Raw genomic sequence first — 17,940 nt, forward strand, 5'->3', positions numbered from 1 at the left:
ATGTCCCCCGCAAGCGCGGCCCAGGCAAATCGGTGAAGTCGATCAGTCGGTCGCCCACGCGGGCGTGCCCGGCACGTAGGGCATGTCGCCGTCATAACGACCCGGAACGGCGACGTACTGCAGCGCCTCGTTCGCGCCCACCTGCGAAGTGAAGAAGCTGAAAATGGTCAGCTGCTTGAGCATCGTGAAGTAGTGCGGCTTGACCGGTCCCCGATGGGCTCCCCCGGCGGCCACCGTCGCCATGCTGACTTGCTTCCGGGCTTCGGCATCCAGGCTGCGCAGCAATTCCGTGCGTGCCTGCGCCGCGAGTGAAGTGAAGCGGCCACCGGCGCGCTTGTCGATATCGGCCAGTCCCGCGCGGAAAATCGCCTGTTGCTCCGGTGTATAGCAGTCGGTGACGTAGAGCGCCATGAAGGGGCCCGCGCCGGCGTCCTTCGCACCGGGCGTCCTGGTCCGCGGCAGGATGGTGTCCGCGATCTCGTCCAGCAGGGCGATGTCGGTGGCCGAGAAGGCACTCCTCACCCCCGGCGTCTGGGAAAACACCAGGCCCGGCACGCCAATCATGGCCGCGCCGGTGGCGGCGGCGATCATCTTCAGAAGTTCGCGACGTTCCATCACAGGTTCCCCGCCTTGAGTTCGCGCACCGCGTGGTCGGCCGCGCGCGCCGTCATCGCCATGTAGGTCAGCGACGGATTCACGCAGGCGCTGGAGGTCATGCAGGCGCCATCGGTCACGTAGACGTTGGGTGCGTCCCAGACCTGGTTGTGCTTGTTGAGCACCGAGTTCTTGCGGTCCCGGCCCATGCGCGCCGTGCCCATTTCGTGAATGCCCATGCCGGGCGCGTAGTCGCTGTCGTGCGTCCTGACGTCCTTTACGCCCGCGGCTTCCAGCATCTCGGCCGCATCCGCGCCCATGTCATGGCGCATGGCCAGCTCGTTCTCGCGCATGGACACGTCCATCGCCAGTACCGGCAGCCCCCATTTGTCCTTGCGTTCCGGATCCAGGCTGATCCGGTTCTGATGGTAGGGCAGCATCTCGCCGAAGGCGGTCATGCCGATGGACCAGTCACCCGGCACGGTCAGCGCATCCTTCAGTTCGGCGCCGACGTTGAGTTCGGCGATCTCGCGCGACCAGCCGGAGCGGCTGGCGCCGCCCTGGTAGCCGAAGCCGCGCAGGTAGTCGCGCTTGTCGTTGCCGACGTTGCGGAAGCGCGGAATGTAGAAACCGCAGGGACGGCGGCCGAAGTAGTACTTGTCCTCGTAACCGTCGACCCGGCCGGACGCGCCGACGCGGAAATGGTGGTCCATGACGTTGTGGCCCAGCTCGCCGGACGAGGAGCCCAGGCCGCCTTCCCACACGTCGGTCGCCGAGTTCATCAGCACCCAGGTCGAGTTGAACGAGGAGGCGTTGAGGAAGATGACGTTGGCCGTATACACATAGGTCTGGCCGGTCTCGGCATCGATGACTTCCACGCCGCGCGCCCGCTTGCGGTCCTTGTCGTACAGCACTTCCTTGACGATCGAGAACGGGCGCAGGGTCAGGTTGCCCGTCTTCATCGCCGCCGGCAGCGTGGCCGACTGGGTCGAGAAGTACGCACCGTAGGGGCAGCCCAGGATGCACTTGTTGCGGTACTGGCAGTTGACCCGGCCCTGTTCGGGCTTGGGCTGGGTGATGTTGGCGGTGCGCGAATGGATCATGTGGCGGGTACCGCCGAAGGCGTGCTTGATCCGCGCCGCCACGTCCTTCTCGACGATGTTCAGCGGAATGGGGGGCAGGAATTCGCCGTCCGGCAGCACGTCCAGTCCCTCGCGGGTCCCGGCGATGCCGGCGAACTTCTCGACGTAGTCATACCAGGGCGCGATGTCGGCGTAGCGGATCGGCCAGTCGGTGGCGATGCCTTCCTTGAGGTTCGCCTCGAAATCCATTTCCGACAGGCGATAGCTCTGCCGGCCCCACAACAGCGAACGGCCACCCACGTGATAGCCGCGAAACCAATCAAAACGCTTGGTTTCCGTGTAGGGACAATCCTTTTCGTCGGCCCACATCCCCATCGTTTCCTCGGAAAGCGGGTAGTCGCGCATCAGGACCGGATGTTCCGCCTTCATCGCCTGGGTCGGCCGGCCACGATGCGGGTAATCCCACGACTCCTTCATCGCGTTGACGTAATCCTTGACGTGCTCGATGTTGCGTCCGCGTTCCAGCATCAGGACCTTCAGGCCCTTCTCGGTCAGTTCCTTGGCAGCCCAACCGCCACTGATTCCTGAGCCAACGACGATGGCGTCGTAGTGATTGTCTGCCATGGGTACTCTTTTTCCCTGGGTGGATATCTGTTTCAGACGTCGCAGAGGCGTATCGCCTCACGCAGCGAGGCGACGGGATCCGGCGCGGCGGGCATGAACTCCTGCGCCAGGTAGCCGTCGAATCCGGTATCGCGGATCGCGCGGCAGATGGCCGGATAGTTGAGCTCCTGATCGTCGCCGATCTCGTGCCGGCCCGGCACGCCCGCGGTGTGGTAATGCGTGAAGAATTCGTGGTGCTTGCGGATGGTGGCGATGACGTCGCCTTCCATGATCTGCATGTGGTAGATGTCGTAGAGCAGACTGAAATTCCTCGATCCCAGTCGCTTGCACAGCGCGACACCCCACTCGGAGTGATCGCACAGGTAATCGTGGTGATCTACTTTCGAGTTCAGCAACTCCATCACCAGCATCACGCCGCGTTTTTCGGCATGCCCGAGGATGCGCTTCAACCCCGCCTCGGCGTTGGCCATTCCCTGCTCGGGATCCATGCCGTTGCGATTGCCGGAAAAGCAGATGAGATTGCGGTAGCCGGCGTCCGCCACCAGATCGATCTGGCGGGTGTAGCGCGCCACCAGCTCGTCATGGAACTCGGCCCCGGCGAAGCCTTTCACCAGGTTGATCTCCGCGCCGTTGCACATCGAGCTGTACACGCCATGCGCCTTCAGCGTCGGCCAGTCTTCCGGTCCGACCAGATCGATGGCGGCAAAACCAATCCCCTTCACAATCTGGCACAGCTCGGCGACCGACTGTTTCGGAAACGTCCAGCGGGCGACGGAATGCTTCAGCCTGCCCTTGAGCGCGAGTGGCTTTTCAGCGGCGAACCCGGGCATCACCCCGCCGACCGCCAGGCCAAGGCCACCCATCACCGCCGCGCGCAACGCGCTGCGTCTTGTGAACTTCGGGTCCAGGGGGGTCATCCCGGCATCCTCACACCACAAAGGAAAGCTTGCTCAAACGAATCTTTCAAGGCATCGCCCCTGCCACGGGAAGCACACCGGTCGCCCACGCGGCGCGCCGGTCCGATCGAATAGACATCCATCCATCCCCGGCCTCCCGACCGGCACGAAACCTGAAGATTCGCCCTGATGCAATCGATTGCACCATAAAGCAGCCCTGCGTGTTCATGCAAGACTCCGGACACGAAAATTTATGCTGCATGGCACAACAGCAGCGCGCCGAAAATCGCGCGCTTTCCCGTCGATCGACGCAGGACCCTCATCAGAACAAGACGACACGCTTCTCCGCGATGAAAGCTGAAGCCGCGTCGCGGAAAGCGGCGATCAATGTCGAACCGGCGTGCTGACCAGGCGCAGTTGCGACACTTCCAGGCCGTCTTTCGACAGGCGCCCGTCAAACTTCAGCACCGGGCCGAAGACACCCACCGGGACGCCGCCAATGAACCGCGCGTCGCGCACATCGAGCAGACTGCAACCATCACCGGCATGGCGCACCGTGGATCCGTTCTGGGTGCGCCTGAACGAAGCATCAGGTCTGGCGTGTACCGGAGCTCGGCCGGCCAGGATGGCGCAGTGGTCCGCGGATGCGGCCTCAAGCACCACACGGTCAGACGCTGACACTTCCGCGAGATCGACTTTTCCAAACATCGAACACTCCGCGCCACGCGGTGTCGATGCGTCGGAAGAGGAAACCTGTGAAGGCTGCGAGCATGCCGCCAGAAGCACAACGCAAGACAGCAAACAAGTCTTCATCGGACCCTCTCCCTGTTCCGTATCGCATTCGGGTTGATCAGATGTTCCGGTGATCACGACGGAACAAGCCCCGCCCGTCAACGCGTCTGCTGGAAGGCCAGCGCCATCAGGCGCAGGGCCTCCCGCGATCGCCGATCGTTGAGGCTGCTGTAGAGCATGACATCCTGCGCGGGAATGGGCGGAAGAGAGAACGCGTCGCCGACATCCACCGTCCCCGAAGGCGCGGCGCGGCTCGCCAGGACGGCGATGGCCATGCCGGCCGCCGCCGCCGCGCCCACCGTGGCCGCGCCTCTTCCGACGAATGCCTCTTCCCACGCGATGCCGGCGGCGTCGAGGACGCGCGCGGCCGCGTTGCGGATGCGACAGGCCTTGCCCTGCGTCGCCAGCGGCAGGGGCTGGCCGGGAACCGGATGCCACCCGGGCGCCGCCACCCAGGACATCGGTTCGGAATAGACGGCCTTGCCCCGCTTGCGGCGATCATCCGGCCGCAATACCCAGGCCGCGTCGAGTTCGCCCTGGTCATACAGCGCCATGAGATCCCGGCTGCCTCCCACCCGCATCTCCACCCGCAAACCGGGGTCGTGCGTGTTGATGCGGCGCAGGAGGGAAGGCAGTTCACTGCCGATCAGTTCGTGACTGATGCCGACCACCAGCCGGCGCACTTCGGCGTCCAGCGCCGCGACGGCGCGATCGTGGGCCGAGAGCAGTTCGCGCGCGACCTCGAGGAAAGCCAGTCCCTCGGCGGAAAGCCGGACGTGACGGGGCGAGCGCTCCATCAGCCGCCTGCCGAGCTGCGTTTCCAGCTTGCCCAGCCGGAGGCTGATGGCGGACTGGGTGGTCTCCAACGCGTCGGCGGCGCGGGTGAAGCTCTGCAAGTCCGCCGCCATCACGAAAGCCTGCACCGCAGTGATGTCCAGGGGCTTCATTTTCTATGATTCGATTTATGAATCGTAGATATCATCATGGATGCGTTTCAAGAATGCTGGCCGCAGGGTACCGTTTTTGCCCACTCCACGCACGGCCCCTCCCCCATGAATCCCATCCTAGGAATGACCTTCGCCATACTCGCCGGCCTGGCCATGCGCGACGCACGGGCCGCTTCACCGGAATCGCCCCTGCGCGGCACCTGGGCACTGGTCGCGGCGGACAAGATCCTGCCCGGCGGAGAACGCATCCGTGACTACGGCAGGTCGCCCGCGGGCCGTCTGCTCGTCGATGCGCAGGGACGCTATTCACTGCAGATCTTCAAGTCCGAACGCCTGCAATTCGCCTCGGGCGACAAGGCCAGCGGCAGCGCCGACGAATACGCCTCGGCCGCACTGGGCTCCAGCACCCACTACGGAACGGTTGCGGTCGACGTGCCCCGGCACACCCTCACCTTCCGCATCGAAGGCGCCTCGTTCCCCAACTGGGAAGGCACCACCCAGCAGCGCGCGTACGCCCTGGACGACGGTGTGCTGAGCTATCAGGTACCACGGAGACCGGATGGTTCGATTCCGGTCTCCGTGTGGAAGAAGCTGGACTAGACCGTGGGCGGGCGCGAGGTTCCTGGCGCCCAGTTGCCCTCAACCGTTGGCTTGTGTCCGCTTCTACAGGTCCGTCTTGCTTGTGATGAACACCGGGAGCGCCACATCCAGGGCTTCGTCCTTGACCGGTCGACCGGCGAGGAAGTCGGCGATGTTCCCGGCGATACCCGCATTGCCAAGCCACAGCTCGTTGTCATGGCTGGCGCCACGCACCAGCAGCTGCCTGCCCTTGCTGAAACCGGGCAGCATCGCCTGTGCGTTGGCCGCCGGTGTGCGGCCATCGAGGGTGCCGCTGATGAAGAGCACCGCTACATCGCTGCGCAGCGGTCCACGGAATGTCTCCCCCAGGTCGACAAGCCCGAGGCCGTCGGCAAGTTCCGGGAACGGGAAGTTCAATGCGTCGCCGAACATGCTCGCGCGCGCCTGCGCTTCCGCCAGGGCCCGGCGCTGCGGGCTCTGACCAGACGCCACATCCATCGCCAACGGCATGGCGCGGAACCGGCCAAGCTCCTCACGGACCATCAGCGCAATGCCTCCCAACAGGCCGTAGTCGCCGCCCTCGGCTTCACGCAACGCCAGCGGCAGCATCCGCTGGAAGGACCGCCGCCCAAGCGCGATCACGATGGCCAGCTTGGCGTCGTACTCGCCAATGGTCACCTTTCTGCCGTCATGCATGGGGCTGCTGCCCTGGCCTGGCTGATGGCGCAACGCCTCCAGCACGCGCCGGGCCGATCCCTGTAGATCGTCGAAGCCGTCTTTCCTGGCGACGATGGCCAGATCCGCCAACAGGGCATCAGCGGCCAGTGGCAACTTGATCGTATCGTCGGGCCCCTCCGTACCCATCAGCACCACGCGCTCGAGGCTCGGACCATGACGGCGGACCGTGGCCAGCGCCAGATGCGTGCCGTAGCTCATGCCCCATAGACTGACGCGTGGCAACCCCATCGCACGCCTCAAATCCTCGATGTCGTCCGCGCTCTCGGCGGTGGTGTAGGCGGCCAGATCGACCCCCGCCTTCCGCCATTCGGCGATGCAGCTGATGGCGGTCTCGCGCAGCGCGGCCAGCGCGGCCTCCCGTTGCAGCGGCTGCGCATCATCGAAACGATGTGCATGCGAGCACTCCGGAGGCATTTCCGAAAAATCCGTGCCCCGCTGGTCGAGCAGCAGGACGTCGGTCTCGCGACGGACACGATCGAACACCGGCCAACGCGGGCCGAGCGCCGTGCCGAAGCCCGAGCCACCCGGACCACCCGCCAGATAGACCACCGGCGCGGCGCGGCCATCGCCACCGGTCGCGGGCAGGCGCACGACCCGCAGGCGGATACGCGGCCCATCCGGTTCACTGTGTCGACGGGGCACTTCCAGGAAGGCCTCCTCCGCCGCAATCGTGCCGTGTCCCTTGGTCTCCATCGCATAGGGTGAAAACACCAATGGCGCGGGCATGTCCCTGGCCAGTACAGGCGCCGCGCAGGCCAGCAGGCAGGCAGCCGCGAGCAGCCGCGTCAGTTTGCTGTTGCGCGATGAGCCGGCGCGTGTGTTGTCGCAAGGATGCGGAACACGATACGGACCCGTTGAATCCGCCAACAGGGAATCGGGGGATGAACGGTCATTGGAGAAAACGGGAACAGGCTTGCTGGACATGGTGGACTCCGGTCAGGACGGGATACGAACGTGGTTCTGGCCCGGCCTCCTTTCTTGAAATACGCGGAGTCGCCTTCGCCATGGAAGCCAGCATCTCCTCCCATATGGAGGTCCGCTTGCTTCAGTCCGCCGAACAGCTCCAAACGGCCCTCCAATGTCTCCGTGCAGCCGATACGATAGGCGCATGCACATCCCACGAACCTTGGCCGTACTCGTTGTACTGCTCGCGGCCACTGCCGCGTGGCTGGCTGTTTCAACACCGGACATGGCGGCGGTCCGGTTGATGACCGGGGAAATGGCGCCGGCGAGGACGACCGCTTCCGGTGACTTGCCGAAGGGACCGCCGGAGGAAACGGACTGGCGCCCGCTCGATCAGCGCACCCTTGCGGACTGGCACGGTCCTTATTGGTTGCGCTGGCGGTCAACGGCACCCACGGCGGGGAACGATGCCGACCGTGCACTGCGCCTGTCGCTGCGCGGCGCCAGTCGGCTCTACTGGAATGGGCAGCCCTTGGCGGGCAACGGCGTCGTCGGACGCACCGCCGCGGAGGAGCGCGCCGGCCGTATCGATATCGTCCGTGCGCTGCCGCCATCTTCTGGCGCCGGAACGGATGAGTTGATCGTGCTCGCCTCCAGCCATCACCAGCAAATCCACCTGCATAGTGCGGACGCGCTCGCCCTGACCGCACCGGCCGAAATGCTCTACGGCCATGGCATCCGGCCCTGGCTGATCGCCGCGCTTGCCACCGGCGCGCTCGGGGCGGCATGTCTGTTTTTTCTCGCCGTGCGGTGGGGGCGGTCGCACGTGCCCGGTGCCCGCCTCTTGCTGGCACTGGGCGCGGTTGGCCTGGCATTGCCACTCATCGAGGCCTGGCGCTCGCTGCTGGGCTATCCCTATCCATGGCATGGCCCTCGCCTGCTTGCGCTGCTGGCCCTGCATGCCACGGCCGCGGCCCTGCTTCCGGCCTACCTCGCGCGCCGCTTCGGCGTCGCCGTGCCCGCCGGCGCGCGCATCACCTATCCCATCGTGATCGTGGCGATGGCGCTGTTCCTGCCCGGCTTCGATACCCGCTCGGCGGCCGTACTGCTGCTGAGCCTGCTCGTCTCGGCATGGTTGCTGCTGCGCGCTCGCGGCGAGCCGGAGGAGCGCTGGCCGATCCTGGCGCTGGTGCTTGCCGGCGCGCTGGCGGTGGTGGTTGCACGCGGCGTCTTCCTCGACGGTCCGTACTTCCTGTTGCTGGCGGTACTGATGGGTTTCCTTCTTCTGCGTCACGCGGCGCAGCTGCGTGCGCTGGACAGGCACAACGCGAAACTGCGCGAAGAGCGCGCCCAGCTTTCATTGCAGCTGTTGCAGCGAGGCATCCAGCCGCACTGGCTCATGAACACACTCACCTGTCTGCAGGAGTTGATCGAGCAGGCGCCGCCGCGCGCCAGCCGCCTGGTCGAATCACTGGCCGAGCAGTTCGATCGCCTGCGCGACAGCAGCACCCGTCAAAGCGTTCCACTGGAGGACGAACTGGCCTTGTGTCGCAACCACCTGGACATCGTTGGCCTGGCGCTGGATCGCCCCATGACGCTCCAGATCGACGCCGACGACACGGGACTATCCGTGCCGCCGGGCGTTCTTCACGCCCAGATCGAGAACGCGCTGACCCATGCCGGCGCCGTCGCCTGCGCGCACCACCCGTTTTTCCTGCGCGTGCGTCACGAGGGGGATCGCTGGACCCTGGAGCTGCGCAGCGCCCGCGGGACGTCCTCGCATCAAGGGCGAGGGACCGGCACACGTTACATCGAGGCCAGCCTCGCAGCCGTCTATCCCGATGGCTGGCGCTTTGTCCAGGGTGTCGATGGTGTGGATTGGCGCAGCCGGATCGAACTGACATGCGCATCCTGATTGTCGAGGACGAACCGCTGGTGCGCCAGCGACTGCTGCGCCTGTGCGCGGAACTGGTCGGCGCACGCGCGCGCTTCGATGCCGTCGCCGATCTTGAATCGGCCGGTGATCGGCTTCAGCGCAGCATCTACGACGGCCTGCTGCTGGATCTGAATCTCGCGGGCGAGGACGGCTTTGAACTGCTTCGCCGTGCCGTCTCCGGACGCTATCACTGCGTCGTGGTCTCGGCCCATCGTGAGCGTGCGTTGCAGGCCTTCGAACATGGCGTGCTGGACTTTGTCCCCAAACCGTTTTCACGCGAGCGCCTCGGCCAGGCGCTGGAACGCCTGCTCGACGTGGGCCGCTATCGCTCCGGCCACGCCCGCTATCTCGGCATCTGGCGTGCCCAAGGCACGGCTCTCGTCGAACTGAAGGACGTGATATGGATTCGTGCGGACGGCGACTACAGCGAGCTGCGGATGCTCGACGGCCGCAGTGAACTGCACGACAAATCCCTGGCTGGACTGACTGGAATACTGCCGCCCGATTTCGTGCGCTGCCACCGCTCCTATCTGGTCAACCTGCGCCATGTCCGCTCGCTGCATGCCGGCTCCGGCAGCCGTTATTGGCTGGTGTTGAACGACGGCACGGAGCTGCCGGCAGGCCGCGCCAACGTGGCGGCGCTGCGCCGCGAACTTTCCCTTGAATGACATCGACGCATTCGACAGCTCCATAGTCGAATGCGCCGTCACGGCCAAGGTTCGCCAGTCGCCCTTTTCCCGGCCAGTCGCCCGGCCAGTCGCCCGGCCGGCGCGGCCACGACCGTTGAAACAGCCACGGGGGTCGCGGATGTTCACTTCCGCCTTGCGCCGCCTATAATCGCCCATCCTTTCAAACTGCGGTGGAAAATGCGGGAACCCACGCGTGCTTTTCCCGTTCCTGGACGCACGCTGGAGACAGCGCTTGCCGATACCCCTGTCAACGCAGCGAAGGACGCGCGATGAATCGTTTTCTTCGCTGGTTGAGGAGCGCTCCCTTGTCCAACCCGGTGGATCGGCGCAACGCGCCTTTCCTCCAGATGCTGCTGCTTTTCTTCGGCATCTTCGTCCCGATCAACAAGGCCCTCTTCCTTTACGCGGTCAGTTCGGGACAGGTTCCCAGGCCGGATACCTTGAAGTTGTCCGCGGACCTGGTCACCGACCTCCTGCTCGTTGGTTCGGCGTGGTTCGCCCTGTGGCTCATCCGCAGGGGCCGTTTCCGCCACGGCGTCGCCCTGTTCCTCTCCGTTGCAGCCGTCTGCGTCGGCATCGCCTATGCCAGCGTCGGACTGGTGCGCGTCGGCCTTGATCCGATCCCCCTGGTGCTGCTGTCGCTGGCTGGCCTGGTGATGGGCCGGCGAACACTGTGGACCATGCTGGGCGCGCTGACCCTGATGCTGCTGGCCTGCATGGGCCTGGACATGATGTTCCGTGCCGATGCGGCACCGCTGGCCTCCACGATTGGCAAGACCATCTCCATCGCCGGAATCTGGCTGATCATTGCGCTGGTACTGGATCGCACCGTGGCCGCCCTGCGCAACAGCCTGGAGGAATCCGAGCAGCGCAACCGGGCGCTGGAACAGGCCTATGCGCGCCTGGAGGAAGAGATCGCCGAGCGTGATCGCACGCGCGAGCAGCTGTTCCATTCGCGAAAAATGGATCTGACCGGACAGCTGGCCAGCGGCCTCGCACACGACTTCGGCAACGTCCTCACGGTCATCCTGGGATACGCCCAGAGACGGAACCGGCTGGCCGCTGAAGGTGGCGAGCCGGCGCTCGTAGGGGCCCTGGAACGCGTGGAGCTGGCCGCCCATCGTGCACTGGCCGTCAGCAGGAAGCTGCTGGATTTCAGCCGCCTGGACATCTCCCATCCGGAGACATTCGATGCCGGCGCCGCGCTGGACGAACTGCGGACGATGCTCCGTCAGCTGCTCGGCCCGGAGGTGCGCTTCTCACTGGAGCGACCGGAGATCCCTCTCCCCCTCCACATGGACAAGGGCAACTTCGAACTGACCATTCTCAACATCGCCGGCAATGCCAGGGACGCGCTCCCGGAGGGCGGCACGTTCCGCCTCGCCGCTTCGCGGGACGACAAGACCCGCCTGCTCACGCTGGCCCTCAGCGACAACGGCCCGGGAATTCCGGAGTCGATAAGGGCCAATGTGTTCACGCCTTTCTTCACCACCAAGCCGAAAGGCGAAGGCACCGGACTGGGGCTGTCCGTCGCGCGCGACATCGTGGTGGATGCGGGCGGCGAAATCAGGATTGAATGCCCGCCCGCCGGCGGAACCCTCGTCCAACTCACGCTTCCCTTGGCATCACCCACGGCGTGACGGCTGCGCCCGACTTGTCGGGATGCAGGGGCGAAGCGCCATGGCGAACTTGAACCGGATGGGCCCACTTGTTCCACGCCTGCTTCCGGCAGAAGCGTACGCCCGCAGGGCGCCCACAGGTTCTGCCGCAGCGAACGGCCTCGGCCTGGGCGAACCGTCAGGTCACGCATTATTCCGTCCTCGCATTGCGAGCAACGACTTTCCGATCACTACGTTCAATGCGGAAGAAGCGCTCCGCATTGCCGTGAAGAATGGCCTGCCTCTGCGCGGCATCCAGGAATGAGAGCGCGTCGAGCGAGGCGCGCGTCGTGGTGATGTCCGCGTTGTCGCTTCCAAACATGATCCGGTCACCGAGGCCGGCATCCATCAGCGCGCGCATCATGGTTGCGAAGGCCTCGGGAGGCACGATGCGTGGATTGTTGATGACGGAAATATCGGCATGGACGCCCGGGTACTCGCGCATGAGCGCGAGCGTCTCGTCGAAAAACGGTGCGCCCGCGTGCATGATCCAGAGGCGTATTCCGGGATGGCGCACCAGAAGTCCCCGCATCAACGCGGGATTACCCAGGTCTTCACGGAAGTTCGGGCTACCGTGATCCGGGCCGGCCGAACCCGTGTGGATGCCTACGGGCAGGTCATAGCGGACAGCCAGGGAATAATAGGGATCCATACGGGGATCCGATGGCGATATTCCGTAGTACTGGGTGAGAACTTCGCCCAGGAAATCGATGCGTCCTGATTTTATCTGCGCCTCGGCCCATTCCACGCCCGGCCACTCGCGACCATCGGCATGGCAGTCTTGCAGGCTGTATGGCACCTTGCCTCGGGGGCAGGGAAACATGAGTCCATGCAATACGCTCATCTGGTTCCCTTCGACGTAACGCTGTTGGTCCTCCCAGGACGTGCTTACCGCAATGGTCGTAATTCCGCCGGCGCGCAGTGCCTCAAGTTGTGCCGCCGGATTCCGCTCGCCGTGCAGATGCGTGTCGATGACACCCGTTGGCGATGTCGTCGCGCAACCCGCGAGAAGGCAGGAGAGCAGCAAGGGCGCAAGCTTCAGGCACCTGCTCACCAGAACCCCTCCCCTGCGGTTGGCGTCCCCTGCCAGAGGGCTCTCGAACGGGCATGCGCGGTAGCCTTGCATCGTCGTGTGCCGAGTCATCGCTTGATCCGCCAGGAGACTTTCAGAACGAAACGCGGCTCCGAGGCAGCAACGGCCAATGCATGAATGGATGACCTGACGGCCTGCAGCCCAACCCTGGTCCTGCGGCACGACTTCCCTGCCAGTTCATCCAGACTTCTGCTTGGATGGAAACATCATTCTTGGCGCGTTTCGACACGCAATTGGCGCAGCGACCAAGGCGCATAGGTGCACCAACGCGGCCAACGGACCATCGATCTCCCGGTTGCTTCGCCCGAAGCTGATATGCCCCGTCAGATGGTATTCGTAAAGCCCGCTGGCGGCTGCGTAGAAGATGATGATTGAAAGGATGAAGAACACAATTCCATAAGCTCGTCGAGAGCTATCGTCCAGCTCCAAGCTCGTTCCCGGTTCGCTTCCGCGATAAATCAAGCCGACCCGCGAAGCGGGTTCGCCTTGGGTGGATGGTTATCCTTCATGCTGCAGGGCCAACCACACGGCCTCGATGATCACCATCGAGGCGTCATCCGGATGGCAACCCTTGCCACAAGCCGACTCAATGAGTTTGTCGTTGCCTCGCCAGAGCCCGTAATGGTTACGAATGCCTGTACCCCAACCATGATGGAACTGGATCAGGTCGCTCTTCCTGGTCTTGCGTAAAGTGGCCTTGTCTTCGTCGGACAGCGATTCCACGATGTCAGCGACGGCAGCCTGGACGGAGATCGGCCAATGGTCAGGCCCCAGCTCAGGCTCCTCTTGCGCAAGGGCTTGGGTAACAGCGGAAAGAACCAGCAAGAGCGGTAGCAATCTCTTCATGAGGGCCAACGTCCTGATAGCAGGATTTCGGGGTCCGGCCGAGCGATTGATCCACAGCGCACCGGATGGTGCGCTATCCCCTTGGTACGGCTCGATCCCAGGGCGGCTGGGTCCGGCTAACAAGCCGGCGTACGGCCGAGCCGAGAGGCTTCGCCGAGCGTCCGCAAATCGGGCAGGAAGACCGGTGTCCATTTGCGTCGCAAGCGGGCATGACCCGTGCCTCGTGAAAACACGGAGACGTGGATTGAGAACGTTGGGCCTCTGAGCCTTCGAGGCATTTGCTCAAGCCCTCATGGGGCCAGGTAGAAGTCCATGGGGATGAGCTCGACGGCCCATCCACCCTCTTCTCCCAACTGGGCCGCCGGATGCATGGAAGCGATACGCAACGCCTCGTCCAGGCTGTCCGCCTCGATGATGAACAAGCCACCCACCACCTCCTTCGACTCGGCGTACGGCCCATCGGTGACATGCGTCTTTCCATTGCGCGGACGAAGCGTCCGCCAGTTGCCGATGTCGCCCAGTGACGCCGACACGAGCATCTTGCCGGTAGCCTGCATCTTCTCGTCCAGGGCGGGACACTGGCTCTCCAGTGCTTCGACGTCGTCTGGACTCATGGCGGCGAACTTTTCCGGGGTGAAATAGGCCAGGCCGAGGTACTTCATGGGCGTTCCTTTGAGAGGGGTGTGTTTGACGACGAAGCGGAGGACTGGAAATCGACCGCGTCAACGAAAAAAGGGCAGCGCACTGTTTCCTGCCTGGGCTACCCGTCATGAAAAGATACTCCGCCCCTATGTTTTTCAGCTGCACTTTGCGCACTTTTTCCGGCCGCAATTCGGTTCACGGCGCCCCGTGCTCCGGCGGGTACTACCCTTTGTGTGCGGACATGGTTTTCGCCCCTGCATCTTGTCCCGGGGCCACATCCCTTGCAGGTGCATCGGGCGCCGTGATAGCGTCCCGGCACTTCCAGAATCTTGCTCAACCATGACGTATTGATGCGCAGGCAGATGGCCTGCTTCGCTTCGGAATCCTGGATTCAATGAGCGTTGCTCATAAGCGAAAGGTAAAGGCCGGCTCCAGGCGCCAGCCACTCCATGAGATGTTCCAGGCCTGCGCCACGGCGAACATGCTCCTCTTCCATCTCCGAGTCCGCGGCTCGCCAGCGAGATGGATCTACTTGGCTACACACGCTGTACCGGTCCAGACCGACACATGAATCCGCTATCCGGCTTTGACCCTGTCATGGCCCGGCGAGCATTTCCATACAACTTCAACGAATCAGGAAAGTGCCATGAGCAATTCACTCAGTGGCGGCGTGCGCGTGCGCGCCGGCAACGGAAAGTTCTATGACGTGGAGGCATCCGACTTTGAACTCGCGGAAAGCGGGCGCCGCCATCTTGGCGATGGGGATTACCAGCTCGAGCGCCTGTACGTGGCCCATATCCAGGCCGATGGCGTCGACATCGAAGTCCGGTTCGAGGTCACGAGCCGGAACGGCGTGATGAGCGCCTATACGCCGACGGTGACCGATGCCACCTACATTGAAGACGATCTGGAGGAAGCTGTCGTCGATGAGGATGAGGACGAGGAGGTCGACTAACCCCTCATTGGCAGAAGGTCCGGCGATGGCCGGACCTTCTCATTCCTCCCTGGGAGAAAGCAGGGAATCCGATTATTTCAAGTCACTGGTACTTGCCTGGCTGGCCTGGTTTTGCCCGAGATTGAAAGCATCCGATGGCTTGCTCTCCGGTCCGCGCTACGCTGACTACTGAACGGGTTCGCCATCCGCATCGATAAGCCGCACTTCAGCGAGATCGAGTGCCCGGATACCGGCCTCGATCTTCGACCGGTCGCCCACGACTACCCAGGTCAGCGGACGATCGGCCAGCAGGGCCGTCGCCTCCGCTTGAACGGCATCAAGCGTGATGTCTGCGACCTTGACCGCATAGGTGGCGTAGTAGTCCTCCGGCAACCCGCCGACCCGCTGATCCACCAGATAGTTGGCGATCCCGCCGCTGGTGGCCCATGCGCCGGCCAGACCAAGACTCATGTCGTCGCGGGCGGCGTCAAGCTCATTGGCGTCGATGGGCTGCGCACCCGCGATTCCGGCCAGCACCTTTGCGATCTCGGTCATCGAATCGGCGGTCTTGTCCGCTTGTACCGATGCCCGGGCCGTGAACACCTGCGAACCGCGGCCGCCGCCGATGCTGCTGCCGGCACCATAGGCCCAGCCCTTCTCTTCGCGCAGCTTCATGTTCAGGCGAGAGGTGAACATTCCGCCGAGCACCCTGTTCAGTGCCGCGCGGGCGATGGCGTCACCATCCTTGCGTGGTGGTGCGACCAGCGATGCTCGAATGGTCGTCTGCGGCGTACCCGGCTTGTCGATCAGATAGACCATCGGGCGGGCGGGGCCGGTCGAGACCGGCTCTAGGACGGTCTCTGGTGTTCCCGGTTTCCACTTGGCGAAAGCCGCTTCGACCAAGGGGCGGATGCCGGCAAGATCGGTATCTCCCGTTACGACGAGCGTGGCGTTGTTCGGATGGAACCAGCGGGCATGGAAAGCCTTCACATCGGCACGGGTCAGGGCATCGACGTCGGCTTCGCCCGTCAACCGCCCATAGGGATGATCCGCGCCGAACAGCAGCGTCGAGGAGACCCGGCTCGCTACCCTCCCCGGGTCCTTTTTGCTGGAAGCGATATCAGCGCGTACCTGCCCCTTGAGGCGGTTGATGTCCGGCTGAGCGAAAGCGGGATTCAGGATCACGTCCGCATACAGCTCCATCGTCTCGCGTAGCCTGGGCTTCAGTGCGGACAACGAGATATGGCTGGTCTCTCCGCCGCCTCCGGATTGCAGGGTGGCACCGAGGTTGGCCAGCGCATCCACAAGTTGCTCACCATTGAGGCGTTGAGTGCCCTCATCCAGCAATCCCATCGCAAGCGAGCCCGTTCCCGGCTTGACGGAGGCGAAATTCGCCGGCACTCCCGTGTCCAATACCATGGTCATTTCGACTAGCGGAACACCGCTGCGACGCGCCACGACCAGCTTGATGCCATTTTCCAGCGTTGCGCGCTCCACCGCCGGAAAGGTGGCCCGCGCCACCGCCTCCGGCATCGGCATCTTGCTGCGATCGGCGCCTTCCGGGCTGGCCACCATATCACCAAATGGCAGAATGTGCAACACGTAGTCGCCGTCCGTCAGCCAGGCGCGGCCGGCATCGCGTACCTGAAGCGGCGTGGCGGACTCATAGCGGGCCAGGCCGGCCTTCCAGGCGCTGGCATCGCCGAGGTAGGTCTGGTTCTCGGCCAACAGGCTGGCCTTGGACGACAGGCTTTCCATCGAGCGGATGAAGGATGCGATGGTCGCGGTGCGCACCCGGGCCAGTTCGGCCGCAGTCGGCCCTTCCACCAGCAGGCGAGCCAGCTCCTCGGCGATGACGGCTTCCACCCGGGCGACATCACCGCCTGGCTTTACATCGGCCACCACCATGAACTGTCCGCCCAGCACGCGGTTCGAGATGCTGGCATCGACGCCGGTCGCCAGTTGCTCGTCTATCACCAGGCGCTTGTAAAGCCGGGAATTCCTGCCATCGGTCAGCACCTGGCCAAGCAATTGGAGCGATTCCATGTCAGGAGACGCATAGTCGGCGATGTTCCAGACCCGATATATCCGGGACTGGGCGACACGGGCGTGCGCCACCTCTCGCACGGTGCCAGTCTTCTTCACCACCCAACGGGTCGGCTGCGACACGGGCGTTCCCGGCGCGATATCACCAAAATACTTCTGCACCTTCTCCCGGGCTTCCACCGCGGTTATGTCGCCCGAAAGCACCAGCACTGCATTGGAAGGTCCGTAGTACGCACGGAACCAGTCACGCACGTCTTCCAGACGAGCCGCATCCAGATCTTCCATCGAACCAATGACACTGTGCGCATAGGGATGCCTAACCGGCATCATCGCCCGCATGATCAAGCTGGAGGCAATGGCATAGGGCTTGTTGTCGCCCTGCCGCTTCTCGTTCTTGACCACCGCGCGTTGTTCATCGAGCTTGGCCTGGTCAATCGCGCCCAGCAGGTGTCCCATGCGGTCGCTCTCCAGCCACAGGATCGTGTCCAGTGCCGCCCTTGGCACCGTCTGGAAGTAGTTGGTGCGGTCGACGCTGGTCGTGCCGTTCTGGCTGGAGGCGCCAATGCGTTGCGTGGCTTTGAAGAAATCGTCGTTGAAGTGCTCCGATCCGTTGAACATCAAATGTTCGAACAGATGCGCGAATCCTGATCTTCCCACCGGCTCATTCTTCGAACCGACGTGATACCAGAGGTTGACATGCACCAGCGGTGCGGCATGATCCTCGTGGACCACGACGGTGAGACCATTGCCGAGCCTGAAGGTCTGGGCCGCGATGTCGAGTCGGGAAGCGTCAACTCCACTGCCGGCATGAGCCTCCGAAGCGAAGGCGTCAGGCATTGGCTGAAAGAGCAAAAACGCCAACACGAAAGCGCCGAAGTCTCGAATCCGGTTGCGCATGAAGAGTCCCTGGGTTGTACCGATGTGACGACAAGGACGTTGAT

15 protein-coding genes are annotated in these 17,940 nt (G+C 64.0%); 5 read left to right on the plus strand and 10 right to left on the minus strand.

Annotation, left to right across the window (positions count from 1 at the left end; translation table 11 throughout):
• Positions 1-42: 42 nt before the first annotated feature.
• The 5 genes from AC3DEZ_RS14000 to AC3DEZ_RS14020 all read right to left on the minus strand — a co-directional run bounded on the left by AC3DEZ_RS14000 (position 43) and on the right by AC3DEZ_RS14020 (position 4,935).
• Positions 43-615: a gluconate 2-dehydrogenase subunit 3 family protein gene (locus AC3DEZ_RS14000; RefSeq protein WP_488388757.1), complete on the minus strand. Its 573-nt coding sequence runs from the start codon at positions 613-615 to the stop codon at positions 43-45.
• Complete coding sequence (locus tag AC3DEZ_RS14005) at positions 615-2,300, minus strand: GMC oxidoreductase (RefSeq protein ID WP_488388758.1); 1,686 nt, start codon at positions 2,298-2,300, stop codon at positions 615-617. The genes AC3DEZ_RS14000 and AC3DEZ_RS14005 overlap by 1 nt, the downstream gene beginning before the upstream one ends.
• Before the next feature lie 32 nt (positions 2,301-2,332).
• Entirely contained in the window at positions 2,333-3,163 is an 831-nt protein-coding gene (locus tag AC3DEZ_RS14010; protein WP_488388855.1) for a hydroxypyruvate isomerase family protein, read from the minus strand.
• Between the two features lie 417 nt (positions 3,164-3,580).
• Positions 3,581-3,904, minus strand: a complete 324-nt coding sequence (locus tag AC3DEZ_RS14015; RefSeq protein ID WP_488388759.1) for a hypothetical protein — start codon at positions 3,902-3,904, stop codon at positions 3,581-3,583.
• 182 nt (positions 3,905-4,086) lie between these two features.
• Complete coding sequence (locus AC3DEZ_RS14020) at positions 4,087-4,935, minus strand: LysR family transcriptional regulator (protein ID WP_488388760.1); 849 nt, start codon at positions 4,933-4,935, stop codon at positions 4,087-4,089.
• Between the two features lie 105 nt (positions 4,936-5,040).
• Between AC3DEZ_RS14020 and AC3DEZ_RS14025 the strand changes: the two genes are divergently transcribed.
• A complete protein-coding gene (locus tag AC3DEZ_RS14025) occupies positions 5,041-5,535 on the plus strand; it encodes a lipocalin-like domain-containing protein (RefSeq protein ID WP_488388761.1) in 495 nt (164 codons plus the stop codon).
• A 63-nt stretch (positions 5,536-5,598) separates the two neighbouring features.
• Here the strand turns inward: AC3DEZ_RS14025 and AC3DEZ_RS14030 are convergent, their stop codons facing one another.
• The gene (locus tag AC3DEZ_RS14030) at positions 5,599-7,176 is read right to left on the minus strand and encodes an alpha/beta fold hydrolase (protein ID WP_488388762.1); all 1,578 of its coding nucleotides are present in this window, start codon (positions 7,174-7,176) and stop codon (positions 5,599-5,601) included.
• Positions 7,177-7,441: 265 nt separating this feature from the next.
• On the opposite strand from AC3DEZ_RS14030, the gene AC3DEZ_RS14035 reads away from it, so the two are divergent.
• From AC3DEZ_RS14035 to AC3DEZ_RS14045, 3 genes are all read left to right on the plus strand, one after another.
• A complete protein-coding gene (locus tag AC3DEZ_RS14035; RefSeq protein ID WP_488388763.1) occupies positions 7,442-9,070 on the plus strand; it encodes a histidine kinase in 1,629 nt (542 codons plus the stop codon).
• Positions 9,058-9,759, plus strand: coding sequence for a LytR/AlgR family response regulator transcription factor (locus AC3DEZ_RS14040; RefSeq protein ID WP_488388764.1), 702 nt, complete (start codon positions 9,058-9,060; stop codon positions 9,757-9,759). Before AC3DEZ_RS14035 ends, AC3DEZ_RS14040 begins: the two co-directional genes overlap by 13 nt.
• A gap of 290 nt (positions 9,760-10,049) precedes the next feature.
• Positions 10,050-11,420 carry a sensor histidine kinase gene (locus tag AC3DEZ_RS14045; RefSeq protein ID WP_488388765.1) on the plus strand — a complete coding sequence of 457 codons (1,371 nt, stop codon included), beginning with the start codon at positions 10,050-10,052 and terminating at the stop codon, positions 11,418-11,420.
• A 169-nt stretch (positions 11,421-11,589) separates the two neighbouring features.
• Here the strand turns inward: AC3DEZ_RS14045 and AC3DEZ_RS14050 are convergent, their stop codons facing one another.
• From AC3DEZ_RS14050 to AC3DEZ_RS14060, 3 genes are all read right to left on the minus strand, one after another.
• Positions 11,590-12,492, minus strand: a complete 903-nt coding sequence (locus tag AC3DEZ_RS14050) for an amidohydrolase family protein (RefSeq protein ID WP_488388766.1) — start codon at positions 12,490-12,492, stop codon at positions 11,590-11,592.
• 537 nt (positions 12,493-13,029) lie between these two features.
• On the minus strand, positions 13,030-13,377 hold the full coding sequence (locus AC3DEZ_RS14055; protein WP_488388767.1) for a DUF6794 domain-containing protein: 348 nt from the start codon (positions 13,375-13,377) through the stop codon (positions 13,030-13,032).
• Positions 13,378-13,667: 290 nt separating this feature from the next.
• Complete coding sequence (locus AC3DEZ_RS14060; protein WP_488388768.1) at positions 13,668-14,039, minus strand: YciI family protein; 372 nt, start codon at positions 14,037-14,039, stop codon at positions 13,668-13,670.
• Between the two features lie 626 nt (positions 14,040-14,665).
• Between AC3DEZ_RS14060 and AC3DEZ_RS14065 the strand changes: the two genes are divergently transcribed.
• Positions 14,666-14,974, plus strand: a complete 309-nt coding sequence (locus AC3DEZ_RS14065; protein WP_488388769.1) for a hypothetical protein — start codon at positions 14,666-14,668, stop codon at positions 14,972-14,974.
• A gap of 165 nt (positions 14,975-15,139) precedes the next feature.
• On the opposite strand, the gene AC3DEZ_RS14070 is transcribed toward AC3DEZ_RS14065, so the two are convergent.
• Positions 15,140-17,896: a M16 family metallopeptidase gene (locus tag AC3DEZ_RS14070; RefSeq protein ID WP_488388770.1), complete on the minus strand. Its 2,757-nt coding sequence runs from the start codon at positions 17,894-17,896 to the stop codon at positions 15,140-15,142.
• Positions 17,897-17,940: the final 44 nt, after the last annotated feature.

Source organism: Pseudoxanthomonas sp. 134C1 (assembly GCF_057773065.1).